The sequence below is a fragment of the Weizmannia sp. FSL K6-0777 genome (genome assembly GCF_038593185.1).
GTDB classification, from domain to species: Bacteria; Bacillota; Bacilli; order Bacillales; family Bacillaceae_C; genus Weizmannia; species Weizmannia faecalis.
This window is the reverse complement of the sequence record NZ_CP151971.1, coordinates 2975214-2992009: the sequence shown is the minus strand read 5'-3', so window position 1 is coordinate 2992009 and position 16796 is coordinate 2975214. Positions and strand designations below refer to the sequence as shown.

At 43.5% G+C, this 16796-nt stretch carries 10 protein-coding genes and 4 pseudogenes; 10 read left to right on the top strand and 4 right to left on the bottom strand.

The genetic code is table 11. The features are described from left to right. Window positions 1–206: 206 nt before the first annotated feature. Window positions 207–854 carry a hypothetical protein gene (locus NST70_RS14355; protein ID WP_230951761.1) on the bottom strand — a complete coding sequence of 216 codons (648 nt, stop codon included), beginning with the start codon at window positions 852–854 and terminating at the stop codon, window positions 207–209. Between the two features lie 533 nt (window positions 855–1387). On the opposite strand from NST70_RS14355, the gene NST70_RS14350 reads away from it, so the two are divergent. Continuing rightward, complete coding sequence (locus NST70_RS14350) at window positions 1388–2245, top strand: aldose epimerase (protein ID WP_061087066.1); 858 nt, start codon at window positions 1388–1390, stop codon at window positions 2243–2245. A 121-nt stretch (window positions 2246–2366) separates the two neighbouring features. On the opposite strand, the gene NST70_RS14345 is transcribed toward NST70_RS14350, so the two are convergent. Then, on the bottom strand, window positions 2367–2969 hold the full coding sequence (locus NST70_RS14345) for a DUF6609 family protein (protein WP_061087082.1): 603 nt from the start codon (window positions 2967–2969) through the stop codon (window positions 2367–2369). 335 nt (window positions 2970–3304) lie between these two features. Here NST70_RS14345 and NST70_RS14340 point away from each other — a divergent pair, with 335 nt between their 5' ends. From NST70_RS14340 to NST70_RS14330, 3 genes are all read left to right on the top strand, one after another. Further along, window positions 3305–3784 (top strand): hypothetical protein, encoded by a 480-nt coding sequence (locus NST70_RS14340; protein ID WP_211062227.1) that lies wholly within the window; start codon window positions 3305–3307, stop codon window positions 3782–3784. Window positions 3785–4194: 410 nt separating this feature from the next. Continuing rightward, complete coding sequence (locus NST70_RS14335; protein ID WP_211062228.1) at window positions 4195–5472, top strand: IS110 family transposase; 1278 nt, start codon at window positions 4195–4197, stop codon at window positions 5470–5472. 473 nt (window positions 5473–5945) lie between these two features. Beyond that, window positions 5946–6446: a hypothetical protein gene (locus NST70_RS14330; RefSeq protein ID WP_247664006.1), complete on the top strand. Its 501-nt coding sequence runs from the start codon at window positions 5946–5948 to the stop codon at window positions 6444–6446. A gap of 108 nt (window positions 6447–6554) precedes the next feature. Here the strand turns inward: NST70_RS14330 and NST70_RS14325 are convergent, their stop codons facing one another. After that, window positions 6555–7778 carry an IS110 family transposase gene (locus NST70_RS14325; protein ID WP_013858393.1) on the bottom strand — a complete coding sequence of 408 codons (1224 nt, stop codon included), beginning with the start codon at window positions 7776–7778 and terminating at the stop codon, window positions 6555–6557. Window positions 7779–8175: 397 nt separating this feature from the next. On the opposite strand from NST70_RS14325, the pseudogene NST70_RS14320 reads away from it, so the two are divergent. From NST70_RS14320 to NST70_RS14295, 6 genes and pseudogenes are all read left to right on the top strand, one after another. Continuing rightward, window positions 8176–9051, top strand: a pseudogene (locus tag NST70_RS14320) (IS1380 family transposase); the annotation flags it as partial. A 578-nt stretch (window positions 9052–9629) separates the two neighbouring features. Further along, window positions 9630–10933: pseudogene (locus tag NST70_RS14315) on the top strand (IS1380-like element ISBco2 family transposase). A gap of 187 nt (window positions 10934–11120) precedes the next feature. Then, entirely contained in the window at window positions 11121–12017 is an 897-nt protein-coding gene (locus NST70_RS14310) for a hypothetical protein (RefSeq protein ID WP_342475392.1), read from the top strand. A 244-nt stretch (window positions 12018–12261) separates the two neighbouring features. Beyond that, window positions 12262–12858, top strand: a pseudogene (locus tag NST70_RS14305) (type I restriction-modification system subunit M N-terminal domain-containing protein); the annotation flags it as partial. Between the two features lie 107 nt (window positions 12859–12965). After that, window positions 12966–14269: pseudogene (locus NST70_RS14300) on the top strand (IS1380-like element ISBco2 family transposase). 155 nt (window positions 14270–14424) lie between these two features. Next, window positions 14425–14700, top strand: coding sequence for a DeoR/GlpR family DNA-binding transcription regulator (locus tag NST70_RS14295; RefSeq protein ID WP_081105585.1), 276 nt, complete (start codon window positions 14425–14427; stop codon window positions 14698–14700). A gap of 188 nt (window positions 14701–14888) precedes the next feature. On the opposite strand, the gene shc is transcribed toward NST70_RS14295, so the two are convergent. Continuing rightward, window positions 14889–16754 carry a squalene--hopene cyclase gene (shc, locus tag NST70_RS14290; protein WP_071452430.1) on the bottom strand — a complete coding sequence of 622 codons (1866 nt, stop codon included), beginning with the start codon at window positions 16752–16754 and terminating at the stop codon, window positions 14889–14891. Window positions 16755–16796 lie beyond the last annotated feature (42 nt).

The following is a 16796-nucleotide window of genomic DNA, read 5'->3' as shown; positions in this document are numbered from 1 at the left end:
CCGGTCCGTAATGATAGGATGAATATGTCCCTGTTACCTGTCCTGAAAAATAGACCGGGGTGAGGTTGCCAAGACTCACCATTCCGAGTGCTTCAGCCGGATAACCCGCCCAAGCTTCAAAAAGATCCAGAAAATCGGATTTGTTCCGGTCAAACACTTTAGAACCGCCGATCTTTTTATAATAAGAAGCACCAATTTCTTTCCAGTCAAACCGGTCTTGTACCGTGCTTATTTGGATGATGGCGGCTAAAAAGGCAAAACTTGATGCGCTTTTGATCCGGCCATGCCTTTTCGAATAATTCCGATTGGATCAAAGCATCCGGACGACAGACTGATAAAAAACGTTCCCTAATGCGCTCATAGATCATTGATTTTATAGCAGTTTCGGCAGATGTAATATCGATTTGTTCGAAAGTATTTTTAAGCGTCATCAATTCATCTTGACGTGTCTGGTGCTCCATTAGCTTTTGTTCTTCTAAAAACCGGTAATAGGTATATCCCATCCGGTAACACTGGCTGTCCACGGTTTTTCCGTCTGTCTTCAGCCGGACTTCTTTTACGATCCACCCTTCATCAAGCCATTTCAAAGTTTGAGGCTCGTCTTCATGAAGTGCGAGTTTTTTTCTTGGCGTTAAGTGAAGCTTCTCCAGTTGTGCCCCGGCTTTGCTTTTGCTATCTCCGTCCGGCTTTTGGGCTCCGATTGTAAGAATGCCGACCGTCCGGTACGTTCGCTTCGTTACTTTTACAATGGGGATATCAATAAATGTTTCCTTTGTGACGCCATCTAAACGGAGTTGCTCCCCTTTTCTCAAAATGTATGCATTTAAATAATCCAGCACGGGTTGTTCGATCATTCCGTTCCCTCATTTCTATACTTTCATTTTAGCAAATCTGCTCGAAGATTGAAGTGGGAAGTCGTTCCTTTCGACCATAATGAGACAGCACACGAAACAAAGCGGTCAAGGGAATGGAGGCCACTGTACGGCGGAAAGAGTGAGTTAAAGTAGTAAATTAGAAAAGAACAAGAATGCACGACTTGGTCTACTTCATGGTGAATTTGGAAATGTAAGAAAACACATTCGTATATACCCTGAAAAAACGGGATGGACTTTTACTGAAGAGACAGGCAAGGTCGAGAAGGTGGTAGACAGCGGAGAGAACTGGGAGCGGGTGGAACCAAAGGCATACTTATTCAGGAACGCGCGGTTCAGCCGCAAAAAGTGAGTGAATTTTGCGCTCGTCAACCATGATTAGTCCCATTAAAAAACGATCTTCCTCTCGTTTTTAACTGTAACAAGAAGCCACTCATTTTACTGTCCGCATTTTGATCAATCATCCATGGTATAATAAAACAGATGTTCAAAATTTAACAAATCGAGGGATCACCATGTACAGCATAGAAGAATTTGACCGGCAAGGCATGCACTTTTTCCGTTTGAAGGGGGAAGGGGATTTTGTGGAAGTCTGTCCTGAACGGGGCGGAATGATCACAGCCATTCATATCGCAGATGAGGATTTGCTGTATATGAATGAGGAAACGCTGTTTGATCTTGATAAAAATGTCCGCGGCGGGATTCCGGTTCTGTTCCCAATAGCGGGGCAGCTTAGGGGCAAGCAGTATGATTGGGGAGGCCGTGTGTATCAAATGGCCAACCATGGGCTTGTCCGGACGCGCCCTTTAGAAGTGGCAGGCCAATCATGCGGCACGGATCATGCGGAAATCACTTTGGTTTTCCATAGTACACCGGAGACGCGTGTTTCTTATCCGTTTGATTTCGAATTGCAGTTAACGTATCGCTTAGCGGGCGGCAAAGTCACAATCCAGCAGAAAGTCACAAACCATTCAATAGGACCGATGCCGATTTGCCCGGGATTCCATCCATACTTTGCCATCCGGGATAAAGCACTGGAACTGGAGACAACTGCAACAACCTATTTCGATTACAATGATCACAAGGAAAAGCCATTGACTGGAAAACTGGAGATGGCGGGGTTAAAAGAATCCGTGGTATTTGAAGGTGGTTCAGTAAGGACAGCTTTCCATGCCAAAAAGGATCTCGTCATTGAAGCAGACGAACATTTCCGTTACACTGTCGTTTGGGTGGAAGGGGATGCGCCTTTCGTCTGCATCGAACCATGGGTCGCGAAAAACGAAGCACTGAACACGCAAGAAGGGCTGATCCTTGTAAAACCGGAACAACCCCTGGCATTGGAAGTTAAGTTTTACTTGGAAAAACGATCATAAGTCGTTCAGCTGTTGCTAATGACCCGGCATTTTTCTGCCATTCCTATGAAAAAAACGGCTCTCATGAGAAGAGGCGGCGATTCCCTGACAATAGAATGTATCGCCGCTTTATTTGTCACGTTCAGCATGGTTTGTCTGCCCTTAAAGTTTCTGATGCCGGTTTTTCCATGGCAAGCGGGTTTTTGGAACGCAATAAGATGATGCCGAAAATGCCCATGACCGTAACATCTCCATAAGCGAAAATGGGGAAAGGGACGTTTGGGAGCAGCATGCCGGCAATGGCGTTTGCCGAACAAAGGGCACCAAGCGGCAGCATGATTTTTCCGTGCACGGCGGCAAACGGGAAAAAGTGGATGCCGAATGCCAAAAAGGCCGCAAGCCAGATCATCCGGTATTGATGCGAGTCAAAAAAAGGCCCGCCCATTCCAATGAGTAAAAGTACAGCCAGGAAAATTGAAATCACGGTCATTCGATTTTGAAAGCGGCTTGGACGGCCGAATGCAAGCTTTTTGTAAACCCGCTTGTTTGCCAGGATAAAGGCAAATCCAAGAAAATAACCGGTAGCAAAAATCGGCATGCTGATCATTTGTGCTCCTCCGAAAAGGGTGCCCACGAGAATGACCGCTGCAATCCAGACCAGCCACAGCCCGCAAATCCTTTTGGACAAGAAAGTGAGCGGTTCGCCTTTTACGTAACCTAACGATTTAAGTAATGTAGAAATCATCCCAATCCCCTTTTCAATGTTTTCTTCTGCCTTTTTACCTGCTTTTAACAGCGGGAGCCGCAAGCCATGGGTAATAGAAGGCCGTTGCATATAAGTATAATCGAAAAGCAGAATAAAAAATAGAAGATTTTGTGTAATTTTGCTGTTTTTCACGAAAGTATGCCTAAGAACCACCGCCGGAAAAGCCTTAAAAAACTGGCAGGACTCCACCATTAATAAGTGCCTCACCGTTTTCTTGCATTCTAACTTTTTCAGTGCCTTCCAGAAAATACAGCGTTTTTTTTCATCTAAATTGGACATGTTAATGAACAAAACCAATTTGGAGTGAACCAGTTATGATTACAAAACGGCACTTGGTTTTTAATTTGGTGATTTTGGCGGTTCCGTGGCTATCCCTGCTATTTCTGGGAAAACGCAATGTGAAACGTTATGCTTTGGCGGGTGCTTTTATTGCTGTGTTTGCCATTTCGAATCAAATATTGGGGCGTATACGGCAGTGGTGGAAGTTTTACGATAAAAAGGTGCCTTTTCTAAAGGGCGAGCTGCCTTTCAGCATGGGCCCGTTTATGCCGCTGTCGATGTGGATTTTGAAATACTCTTACGGAAACTTTAAAAAATTTGTCCTGATGAACATTGTTGCCGATGGATTTTTTGCTTTTCTATTTATTGAAGTATTAAAAAAGTTGCGTATCGCCTCCCTTAACCGGCTGAGCCCCGTCAAATTTTTTATCTACTTGCACTATAAAGCTTATTTGTTGTATGGAGTGCAGTGGTTGTATGAAAAGTTAAGAAAAAAGCGGCAAGTGCCGGCCTAAAGGGCGGTATTCTCTTCTCATCATTTGGACTGTGTCAGAGTAAAAGAACAAGGAAGGCTTTGGCTGCAGCAGCCGGGCGATGGGGACGGCGACCAACACTAGCACACGGAAAAAGCAAGAAAGATGGAAATGGGGAGGCATGCATTGAAAGTGGAGTCTTCACTCTTCAAGAGTGGGGATTTTTCAATGTCCATTACTTCCAGTCATACAAAAAATTGTAAGGAAATCTTGCAAAGTAAGATTGCTTTTAGATAAAGATTCCAATACGATAATGGTATACATTTTTTTAAAGGAGCATTCCTGTTAGAAGGATTTTCGGGGACTTGAATAAAAAGAGCCCTCTTGGTATGATGCGGGGTGTCAAATCTGCAAGAATTGACCCCTAATTTGTAACCAAGGAGGACTCCATAATGGATTTTAAACAAAATCAGAAAATTAATCAAGTCACCGAACAAACACTTGTGGTGGGAATCGATATTGCCAAGCGGACACACTACGCTTGCTTTGTAGATGACCGCGGACGAGTGCTCCATAATTCATTTTCTGTGTCCCAAGCAAGAAATGGATTTGAACTGTTCTATCAACGCGTTCTAGCCGCAATGAAAGAACACGAAAAATCGGAAGTTATTGTCGGGATTGAACCTACGGGACACTACTGGCTCAATTTGGCCTACTTTCTTGAAGAAAGAGGTATTCCCTTGGTCATGGTTAACCCTATGCATGTTAAGCGATCAAAGGAGCTGGACGACAATTTACCAACCAAACATGACCGCAAAGATGCATTGGTCATTGCCCGTTTAGTTAAGGACGGGCGTTATAGTTACCCACGCATCTTAAAAGGCATGGAAGCTGAACTTCGCGCTGGGTCAACGTTCAGAAGTAAATTGACAGAGGAATTAGGGGCTGTCAAAAACATGATCATTCGTTGGTTGGATCGCTATTTTCCAGAGTTCGTCCAGGTGTTTCCGTCTTTTGGGAAGATGGCTTTAGCTGCACTTGAATGCACACCATTTCCAAGTGATCTTCGCCAGAAACAAGCCGATGAAGTTTTATCTCTTTATCGTAAGGTTGAGGGGCTAAAATGCCCCCAAAGGCCAAAATCAGTGCGCCTTATTGAAGTCGCGGCTAGCTCTATCGGAGTGACAGAAGGACTTGAGATGGCCCGTATTGAAATCGCCACACTTGTCTGCCGCTACCATCAGCTAGAACAAGATATCGAAAGTATTACTCAACGCTTAGTTGAGCTTGTAAAAACATCGGTAGAATACGAATGGCTATCAACGGTACCAGGGCTTGGAGATACAACGATTGTCGACTTATTAGCTGAAATCGGAAGCTTTTCACACTATCAAGATTCACGCCAATTAACTAAACTCGCGGGATTAACATTACGTGAAAACTCCTCCGGTCTGCACAAAGGGCAAAAACGCATCTCCAAAAGAGGCAGAAGAAAGCTGCGTGCTCTCCTTTTCCGGGTAATGATGCCGATGATTCGACACAATGAAGCATTTAAAAAGCTACACGAGTACTACACGAACCGTCACGTTAATCCGTTACGCAAGAAGCAATCCATCGTGGTTCTATGCGGTAAGCTATTAAAAGTGTTACACGGAATTAGCACGAAGCACAAAGTGTTTGACGCACAGCGAATGATGAGGGATATTCCTGGTCTCGCAGAGGCTGAATAAGGCCCCACATCCCCCTAGTAAGACCTAGACAACAGGATGACACGGAGAAGCTGGCACTATTTTTTCCATTCGACCTCGAGTCCCTAAAGGAGCTTCGCTAGCCTCTGCCTTATGACTAGACCGAACGAAGGAATGTAGACACACAGATGCCCAGAGACATGGGAGGGTACGTCATCATAAGTTACGCAGAGATCCATTGTGCATCGTATAATTTCCTATCACTACTTTCCATCATTATCCAGTAGTGACCGCGTAGCGTACCCATATGTTGGAATAGTTTCACATAATATGAAAATTTTGTTAGAAAGCGTGTCGAAAAATATTTTTTGACACCCCACCAACGGCTTAAACCGTTGATAAATCAATACCTGAATCCGTGACGAAATTTCCGCTTAAAGGCAAACAAATCGCATAAAATTTAGTATAATTGGTATATCAGACAAATTAAATTCATTCCACATTCAGGTGATCTCATGAAAAAGTTTGTGATAGAACCCACAAAAGAACGAATTGTTGCCCAAGCTGGCTTAGCGATAGTAGGAAATTTACTAAATCAAACGAATTTAGTTTCCAGGTTGAATGCCTATAAACTCCCGGATATCTCCCGGTATCCGGCTTGCTCCAATGGCGATGTGGCTAAATCTTATATCGGCTTGCTTTGCCAGGGAAAAAGTGATTATGACAATATTGAAACCTTCCGTGATGATGCTTTTTTTGCACTGGCTTTGGATATCCAAAGGGTTCCTTCCAGCCCGACTCTCAGGCAACGATTGGACCAGGCCGCCTTGGTGGAAAAATGGAAAACGATCTTGCACGAAGAATCGCTGGATCTGATTCGCCATACAAATGCGGAAATCAGCCCGGTTTACGCCAAAGACAAACCGTATATCCCGGTTGATCTGGATGTCTCCCCTTTCGATAACTCCAAGACAAAAAAGTCCTACGGTGTGATGTCAAGGGTTAAAAACAAGTGAATTGGAAATTTTGTTGGCTCTATGTCGTAAAAATGGCAATACTGAATATAATTGGAGTAATCTGGAAGTTTTCAAGTTCAGGCTATCGATGATGGTTACCTGGTTACCTCATCGCGTCACCTTCTTTTTCGGCGCATAAATTTGATCGTTGCGGAGCAGCGCATCGATCAGGCGCACCAGTTTTCTTGCCGTTAAGACGAGGGCGCGTTTGTGTGAGTGCTTATGCACCTCACGATATTTCTTTTGGTAAAAGGCGCGGTACTCAGGTTCGTGTCGCCGGACCAGATTGGCAGCCTCAACCAGGTAATACCGGAGATAACGATTGCCTGTACGCGCAAGCATTTTGTCATCAGCCTCAAAATCACCCGATTGGTGGCGGGGCCAGAACAATCCAGCAAATTTTGCGATCGCGGCTTGGTCGTCAAAGCGCTCAATGTCGCCGATTTCAGCGAGAATCCCAGCACAGCTCACCGGGCCTATTCCCGGAATGGTCTGGAGGGTATTCGGGATTCCATCAAGAACGCGGGCAATCGCCTTATCCAAATCCTTGATTTGGCGTTTAAGATGCCGGATGATCTCAATAGAACTGCCCAGGACCAAGTCAATCGAATCCTCCACACATTTAGAAAGCCGGTAAGAGGACCGGGCAGCTTTTTGGATGGATGCGGCCAAATCCTCGGGATCGCTAAAGCGGCCATGGCCTTTGGTCTGGAGATACATCGCTAAGTCCTCTAGAGGCATTTGGGCAATTTCATCGAGGCTATAGGCCTCAAGCAAAAATTCCGTTATGGCATGGCCGAAGACCGGTGTATCCACTTCAAGGTTAAAGGCACTGAATTTGAAAAACAGATGATTCAAAAATACCTGTTGTTCCCGGGTTAAACTTTGAATCAGGTGATAGCGCATCCGTGTTAACCGTTGAAGGGCAAGGTATTGTTCTGACTGAATCACGGATTTCGGCAATCTCCCGAAACGCAAGCGGTCCGCAATTACCCAGGCATCTTTGGGATCGGTCTTGTCCATCTCGGCATAAGCCTTTTTGAAATTTCTCACCAGCTTCGGATTCAGGGTAAACACCTTTGTACGACGCTGTTTCAGCTCGGGATCTTCATGGAAAAACATTGCCGGGTGCCAACTATACACAGATGTGGCCTCCATGGCGATCTGGATGGTGTCATCCGCCTCCGCATGTTGGAGGATGGCGTCTCTTAACTCAGAGGCACCGGGAAGATTGTTTGTCACCGTTTGGGTGGCCAACGTTTCCCCCATTCCATCCATCAGGCAGGCATCGAGGTTTTTGGAGCTCACGTCAATACCGACAAATAAGGGCATATGATTTCCTCCTCTCTGTATTGGGATCGATGGAATCGGACGCTTCGGGATATCCCCAGATGGCTTGCCGATCTGTCAGCCTCGCGTATGAGAACTCATCCGGGCCGTGGGCTGCCTGGAACTGCTCATTTCCAGCACGGAGATCCGGAGGAACGGCCTACGGGTTAGACGTTCAAGCAAGAACCTGGGGATGCAGACTTTTCGAGTAGTCAGGCTACAAGGAGGGGAAGCATTGACCCAAACGATCCTAAGACCATTATCCGGGAACATCGCGAAGCGTCCAAGTCCGAACTTGTATTCCGGGCGAGCCCGGAATACAAAATCTTATATTCACTTGTCAATGAGCAGCAGAATGAACTGGAAATTGACATCCACTTTGGATTTAAACTTATTATACGAGGAAGGGGTAGAAAGAACCTATAAAGGCTGTGACGGTTATGCCCCTATGTTCGCTTACATGGGACAGGAAGGTTACTGCCTGCATGTTGAGATGCGAAAGGGAAGTGTCCACTGCCAAAAAGGTACACCAAATTTCATCCAGGAAACCATTCAATCTGCCCGGAAACTAACAGATCAGCCATTGCTTTTCAGGCTTGATTCCGGAAATAACAGCCGGGATAATCTCATTATTCTCCTAGAAAACCATGCAAGCTTTATTATCAAACGCAATCCCCGTAAGGAAAAAGCTGAGGACTGGCTGTACATTGCCCGAAAATATGGGATCTGTTGTGAAGAACGGGAAGGAAAGAAGGTTTACCTTGGATCCATCCCCGAAACCATTCAAATTAAGGACCAGGAGCGAAGCATCCGAAAAGTTTTTAAAGTGACCGAAAGAACCATCTCAAGAGACGGACAAATTTTTTTAATTCCCGAGTATGAATTTGAAACCTACTGGACGGACCTTGAAGTGCCGCCTCATGTGGTGATCTCTCTTTATCATAACCATGGCACTTGCGAACAGTTCCATAGTGAAATTAAATCAGAACTGGATCTCGAACGGCTGCCGTCAGGCAAATATGAAACGAATGGCCTTGTGCTCCATTTCGGTGTATTTGCGTATAACCTGCTTCGCTTGATTGGACAAGAAAGCTTGAAAAAACAAGATACGCCATTGAAAAAGAAAACAACAAGAAGAAGAATCCGAACCGTCATCCAGAATATGATCACACTGGCCTCAAAGCTGGTTTTCCGTGGCCGGCAATGGAAATTAAAAGTCGCGGAGACCAACAAATGGTTACCGGTCTTTACTCGTTTGTATCAAGCCTTTTACTAAACATCCCGATCAATAGACTACTAGGAAAAAAGAAATAAAAAAACGAAAACTTGCAAAAATGGAAATTTGCAGATTTATTTGGCGTGCACAAAAACGAGTGAAACAGGGAAATTTTTACATACTGAATCACTAAAAGTGCATTTATCGAATAGTCGGACACCACTATATCCTTACTCTTGGGAAATCTACCTATTAACGGCGTTTGTTATATTTTCGTCACGGATTCAGGTTAGAGCTTTCGTTTTAAGCCTGGTATGTGGGGGACTGATCGTTGATGCGCGCGAAATTTACGAGACTCCTGCGGGAAAAGCGGGCCAGGAGAGACCCCGCAGCGAGGTACGAGCGAGGAGGCTCGCCGGCCGCCCGCGGAAAGCGAGTGAATTTCGCGCGCATCAACACTCCCGTTATCAATCTATACGAAAGTGTACAAAAAGAGTGTCTTGGAATCCCGATATTTAAACCTTATCGAGAAAAACTTGACACATACAAATAGTAATTTAAAATAAAAAAGTGCCCCATCCTTTGGTATAATTGATTTTGAGAAAAAAACAATAACCAAGAAAGGGGGCACCTTTAAGGTGAATTATATCATTCCTGTCTCAAGAATTAAATATGAATTCAATTTAAAGAATAGTACAAAATTTAGTGGCATCCTCCCATTTCTGCAATTTCTGGAACGGATGAAAATCCAGCAGACTTTCCGGGGGTTTGATTGCTTAAAGAAAGACAATGCCAAATTTCCTCTAAGTAAAATATTTGTATATCTGATTGCGGGCTGGATGGCAGATTGCTCCCGTATGTTTCATTTTCAATCACTCCAGAATGACCCTTTGATTCGTGCTTTCTTAGGAGGAAAATGCCCGCATTATACGCTTTTAAGCAAGGATCTATTAAGGTTGGAGAAAATCGAGGATGCTGCCATAGAATTCAAAGAACGGGTGATGGACATCATCGAACCATGGCTGGATTCCGATCTCATTCTTGACTTTGATTCAAGTGTCGAAACGGTTTATGGAAACCAGGAGGGAGCGAAAATCGGGGTGAACCCCCATAAGCCGGGCAGAAAAAGCTACCACCCCCTTCTCGTTTTTGAAGGAAAATCCCATCTTTGCTTAAACGGTGTGCTAAGACCGGGAAACGTCCATTCAGCTGACAACGGAATTGAATTTGCCGAGGAAACCTATCGATTGCTTTCCGCTCAGTACCTTATCCGGTACGCCCGTTTTGACAAGGGATTTGGCGGAGAAAAGTTTTACAGTTATTGGGAGCAGCGGAAGATTAACTACGCCGGCAAACTGAAATGGACATCAAGATTGAAAAAGTATGTTGAAAACGACAATTCTCCGTGGATCCGGTATGTTGATGATGAGCTGATTGTTATAGAGGGAAAAACAGTCTACTACCAAGCAACTTCCTGGGAAAAGCCAAGAAGAGTTGCGGTCATCCGAAAAGCTGACAAGTATGAGGAAGACCAGCTTCAATTGTTTGATTTTCTCTGGGATTATGAAGCCATTGTGACAACGATGGACTGGGAACCTATGGATATTTGGAGATTTTACAATCAGAGAGCCTGTCTGGAAAACTATATCAAAGAGTCTAAATATGGTTTTTCGATGGACAAGATTCCAACAGATTCTTTCGGGGCAAATCATATGGATCTTCTGATTAAATTACTGGCGTACAATTTATTCGAGATCTTTAAAAAGGACCATTGCCCGGCTGCGTTCAAGTCCTATACCATCAGGCGGTTTCGAAGAGAGTTTATTTATTCGGCCGGCGTGCTGACGTCTCACAGCCGGAGGGTCTCATGAACATTTGTGAGACATATGCCCACAAATGGGCATTCCGGAAAATGATTCAAAGTGTGCGCATGATTGATTGAGAGACAGGAACTGAATACTGGAAATTAAAAAGCCCGCAAAGGTGGGGAGGGGGAAAGTATACCTTCAACCACCTGAAATTATAGATTTGGATTCCATATTTTACATTTACTTCCATGTGTGTGGATTTTAGCTATCAAATCGCTGCACTTTCGTAATTTGGGATCATTAAAAAGGGGGATGAACTAAGTGAGCGACAAAGAGAATTATGTAGATAATAAAGAGACGGAGGAAAATGGTAATAATTTCGATAACACTGATTCTCTTAGACCAAAAGATTATCAACTTCCATACATAGGCGAAGAATTTAAAGAGCGGATTAATGAGATTCAAAAGCAATTTATTGCAAGTGTACAACCAGTTATAGATTTAAGAAGAAAACTAATTGAACCTATTACTGAAATGCAAAAACAAATTAGCGAGGCTCTAAGACCATTTACACAAATAACAGAAGCCATTAATCAATTAACAGAACCTTTAAAGGGGATTGATTGGGATGCCTTAAGTAAGGCTGCGGCTGAAAGGCTTAAAGAAATTGATACTTTCTTAAAGGAACAAGAAGATAATTTATGGTGTATAGATGTTGACCTTTTAGATGCTATCGAAAATGAGGAAGTAATTAATTATGCAGAATGTATTGATTCAAAACTAGATGAATATGTTCTGGAAATTACAAGTGATCCAATATATGAATTACATGTGTCACTGATTAAAGAAACCTATGGAGCATATAGAGCAGGATATTATAAGTTGTGTACGTTTCCATTGTTTTCTACATTCGAACATATAGTAGCTTCATGGTACGAAGGAAATATTACTGAAGAAGAAATTGCAGTTAACCTGAAACCTAAACAGAAACGGCTATATTATAAAATTCAAAAGCTGACAAATGAAGAAAATGGCCAAGAAGGATTCATTAAAGTGTTTGCACAGTCTGTATTAAGGATGTACGAAAAGACATTTGTTTCAATTCCAGAACAACTTAATAAAGAACTAAATCGAAACTCAATTACACATGGATTCCATGATTATGATTCCATTACTCAAGAAGACGTTTTAAAGCTATTTCAACTATTAAAGGCATAAAATACGTAAGTCCTAAGGATTTTATAGAATAAGTCTTTTCTAGCCGTTACATTGGAGAAATCTGCCTCTTTTAAGCCGCCTAATTTTTATACTAAATGATACAAACAGAGGGAGGTTAATTAATGAATACATATAGAAATTCAGATAGAGATTTTTTAGGTGTATCAAACCAAATGAGGAGAAAGAAAATATGATAATATATATATAGATAATTAGTTAAAGTACGGAGAGAGGAAGTAACATTATGACAGAAAATCAACGTAATGCACAAACATCAATAAATGTACAAAAACAGGCCAATTTAATTTGGAACGTTGCTGATATTATACGAGGACTATACAAACCTCATGAATATGGAAAAGTTATTTTACCGATGACTGTAATTAAACGTCTGCACGACACGTTATTACCAACACGTGACAAAGTGTTAGAGGCATCCGAAAAATATAAAAATATGAATGACGCATTTCGTCACCGATTCTTAACACAAGCATCAGGTTATCCCTTTTACAATACGAGTGTCTATACATTTGATACGCTACTTGCAGACCCAGCAAATATCGAAACAAATTTCCGAGCTTATTTAAATAGCTTTTCAGATAATATGCTAGATATTTTAGCCAACTTTAGATTTGATGTTGAAATTTCTACATTAGCTGATAATGATGCGCTGTTTCATGTTATTCAAGAATTTAATAAGAAAGAATCTTATCTAGGTCCAGATAAAGTAACAAGTACAGATATGGGATATATTTTCGAGGAATTAGTTCGTGAGTTTTCAGAGAGTTATAACGAAGAAGCAGGAGAACATTTCACAAGTCGAGATATTATTTATTTAATCCCAGATTACGAAAGTAAAATAGTAATTTAAAATAAAAAAGTGCCCCATCCTTTGGTATAATTGATTTTGAGAAAAAAACAATAACCAAGAAAGGGGGCACCTTTAAGGTGAATTATATCATTCCTGTCTCAAGAATTAAATATGAATTCAATTTAAAGAATAGTACAAAATTTAGTGGCATCCTCCCATTTCTGCAATTTCTGGAACGGATGAAAATCCAGCAGACTTTCCGGGGGTTTGATTGCTTAAAGAAAGACAATGCCAAATTTCCTCTAAGTAAAATATTTGTATATCTGATTGCGGGCTGGATGGCAGATTGCTCCCGTATGTTTCATTTTCAATCACTCCAGAATGACCCTTTGATTCGTGCTTTCTTAGGAGGAAAATGCCCGCATTATACGCTTTTAAGCAAGGATCTATTAAGGTTGGAGAAAATCGAGGATGCTGCCATAGAATTCAAAGAACGGGTGATGGACATCATCGAACCATGGCTGGATTCCGATCTCATTCTTGACTTTGATTCAAGTGTCGAAACGGTTTATGGAAACCAGGAGGGAGCGAAAATCGGGGTGAACCCCCATAAGCCGGGCAGAAAAAGCTACCACCCCCTTCTCGTTTTTGAAGGAAAATCCCATCTTTGCTTAAACGGTGTGCTAAGACCGGGAAACGTCCATTCAGCTGACAACGGAATTGAATTTGCCGAGGAAACCTATCGATTGCTTTCCGCTCAGTACCTTATCCGGTACGCCCGTTTTGACAAGGGATTTGGCGGAGAAAAGTTTTACAGTTATTGGGAGCAGCGGAAGATTAACTACGCCGGCAAACTGAAATGGACATCAAGATTGAAAAAGTATGTTGAAAACGACAATTCTCCGTGGATCCGGTATGTTGATGATGAGCTGATTGTTATAGAGGGAAAAACAGTCTACTACCAAGCAACTTCCTGGGAAAAGCCAAGAAGAGTTGCGGTCATCCGAAAAGCTGACAAGTATGAGGAAGACCAGCTTCAATTGTTTGATTTTCTCTGGGATTATGAAGCCATTGTGACAACGATGGACTGGGAACCTATGGATATTTGGAGATTTTACAATCAGAGAGCCTGTCTGGAAAACTATATCAAAGAGTCTAAATATGGTTTTTCGATGGACAAGATTCCAACAGATTCTTTCGGGGCAAATCATATGGATCTTCTGATTAAATTACTGGCGTACAATTTATTCGAGATCTTTAAAAAGGACCATTGCCCGGCTGCGTTCAAGTCCTATACCATCAGGCGGTTTCGAAGAGAGTTTATTTATTCGGCCGGCGTGCTGACGTCTCACAGCCGGAGGGTCTCATGAACATTTGTGAGACATATGCCCACAAATGGGCATTCCGGAAAATGATTCAAAGTGTGCGCATGATTGATTGAGAGACAGGAACTGAATACTGGAAATTAAAAAGCCCGCAAAGGTGGGGAGGGGGAAAGTATACCTTCAACCACCTGAAATTATAGATTTGGATTCCATATTTTACATTTACTTCCATGTGTGTGGATTTTAGCTATCAAATCGCTGCACTTTCGTAATTTGGGTTGACATTTTATTTACATCTGCATATGCCTTTAACTTAAAGGACGGATTAACAGACTTCAGTTATTATGAAGTTGAATTAAAAAGGAAAATGGTATCTGTTTCAAATAAAATTATTGCCTTATTAGATCATAGTAAAATGGATAAAAGCTCTATTGCTACGTTTGCCAAAACAGAAGAGATTGACTTGCTAATCACGGATAAAGAGCCTACTACTGAAATTATCCAGTATTTCCATGATGAAGGGAAAAATTTGGAGATTGCAAAATAGTTGCCCTGTTCATATTGAATAGTTAAAAGATACAATATTTCCGCAAGCAGGAACTGGCATAATATGAATACAGTTCCTGCTTTTTAACCATTTTGTTTCCAATAATGAAATTGAATACCGGCTGCAATCCGGTCAATACTTCTCAATTAAAATGCAAAAATAAAGGCTGTCTTCACACTACTCTTTTTTCAGCTGTATTTCCTCCTGTAATTCCCCAGCGCCAAAAGCGGGAAAATGTACCGGTAGCTGTGGTAGTGGATGTAAAATGTGCCGGCCATGCCCTGTCCGACCGGGTATGCCGTGGTCCAGTCCTGTTTCTCAAGATTGGAGAGCAGCCAGGTGATGCCGTGCTCCATTTCAACGGTTGGTTTTTCCGAAACAGCAATCAGGGTGTCAAGTGCCCATGCGGTATGGGTGAGGGTGCTGTGGCCGAGCGGGATATACATTTGATGGATGTCGCTCCGGCATGATTCGCCCCAGCCGCCGTCATGGTTTTGTACCGATTGGATCCAGCCGGCTGCCCGTTTGAGTGCCGGGCGGGAAGCGGGGATCCCGGAAGCAGCCAAACCGGTGGATGCCGCCCATGTGCCGTACAAATAACAGATTCCCCAGCGGCCGTACCATGAGCCGTCTTTGCGCTGATGCCTGATCAGCCAGTCTGCGCCTTCTTCCATGGCGGGATGGCGATTTTCCAGATTCGTATAATTCCCTAAAAATTCAAGCGTCCTGCCGGTTAAATCAGCACTGGACGGGTCACCAAGCAAATATTCCGCTTTTTCAACCGGGATGAGTTTGAGCCATTTTCCGTGGACGTTTTTTTCAAATGCGGCCCAGCCGCCGTCCCGGTTTTGCATGGAAACCGTCCAGTTTACGCCGCGCTTCCATGCTTCACGCGTTTGTGTGCCACCCGCCGCTTCCCGGATGAGCGCCCGCAAAGCCGCAGTGGTGTCGTCGACATCCGGGTTGATCGTGTTGATATCGGAAAAACCCCATCCCCCCGGCGCACCGTGCGGGTTATGGATTTTCCAGTCGCCGCTCCGGTTGTGCTGGCGGGAAAGCAGATACCGGTTGGCGGCAGCCACTGTCTTATCTTCTTTGGGCACGCCCGCATTTTGCATGGCGTAGCTGATAAGAGCCGTATTCCAGACGTTCGCGGTTGTATATTGCATATGGGGCAGGCCGTCAATCACCGTTGCCATGGACAGCAGGCCTTTTACGGCGTTTTGGATAATTGGGCCGTTTTTAAAATGGCCGAGTGAAAGGAGGGCGAAGATCATCAGAAATGTGGCGCTGAAATAGCTGTAAAAGGTGCCGTCCGGTTCGATGCGGGCAAGCATGTATTTTTTCGCGCGGTCGAGAGCTGATGCGTGCAATCTTTCCGGAAATTCGCTTATTTTTTTCAGTTCTTCTCCGATCCAATCCAGCAGGTCCCTGTTTTCCGGCCATGAATGCCCGGGGTGCCGCGCCGAAAATAGATCGCTTAAGTCCGGGCTGTTTTTCATTTTCATGCTGAATTTCCGGGATGCAAGAATCATGATGGGAATGAGGTTCGCCCGGCCGAAAATGGAAAATTGATAAAGGTTAATCGGGCAGGCAGCGGGCAGCAGGATCATTTCAACCGGAAAAGGCGAAAAAGCAGGCCATTTGTATTTCCCGGTGATGGCCAGCATGATTTTGGTGAACATGCTTGTATTTTGGATGCCGCCGTGTTCGAGAATGAATTTTTTTGCAGAAACAAGCCGCGGATCGTCCTTTTTGACAAATCCGGAGGCGAGCAGGGCGTAATATGCTTCAACTGTCGCAGAAAGATTGCCGCCGTTTTCTTCATCGGCGAAAAGCTTCCATGCCCCGTTATCGGACTGTTTGCTTAAAATTCTTTGCGCGAGCCCCCGGATCAATTGGTCTTCCTGAACCGCCAGCGTCCTTAACAGAATGATCATGTAGGCATCGGTTGTGGTGCCGGTGTCGAACGGATAGGCCCATGAACCATCAGAAGACTGGTCCTGTTTAAGCCTGTTGATAAGCCAATCAATTTTTTGATCCCATTTTGTCATGGCGCCATTCCTTTCTTTTTTACGATACATATGCACAAAGCG

What these genes read in the sequence shown, in the direction of transcription:
- NST70_RS14355 (WP_230951761.1), bottom strand. Translation starts at nt 854, where the DNA reads ATGATCGAACAACCCGTGCTGGATTATTTAAATGCATACATTTTGAGA.
- NST70_RS14350 (WP_061087066.1), top strand. Translation starts at nt 1,388, where the DNA reads ATGTACAGCATAGAAGAATTTGACCGGCAAGGCATGCACTTTTTCCGT.
- NST70_RS14345 (WP_061087082.1), bottom strand. Translation starts at nt 2,969, where the DNA reads ATGATTTCTACATTACTTAAATCGTTAGGTTACGTAAAAGGCGAACCG.
- NST70_RS14340 (WP_211062227.1), top strand. Translation starts at nt 3,305, where the DNA reads ATGATTACAAAACGGCACTTGGTTTTTAATTTGGTGATTTTGGCGGTT.
- NST70_RS14335 (WP_211062228.1), top strand. Translation starts at nt 4,195, where the DNA reads ATGGATTTTAAACAAAATCAGAAAATTAATCAAGTCACCGAACAAACA.
- NST70_RS14330 (WP_247664006.1), top strand. Translation starts at nt 5,946, where the DNA reads ATGAAAAAGTTTGTGATAGAACCCACAAAAGAACGAATTGTTGCCCAA.
- NST70_RS14325 (WP_013858393.1), bottom strand. Translation starts at nt 7,778, where the DNA reads ATGCCCTTATTTGTCGGTATTGACGTGAGCTCCAAAAACCTCGATGCC.
- shc (WP_071452430.1), bottom strand. Translation starts at nt 16,754, where the DNA reads ATGACAAAATGGGATCAAAAAATTGATTGGCTTATCAACAGGCTTAAA.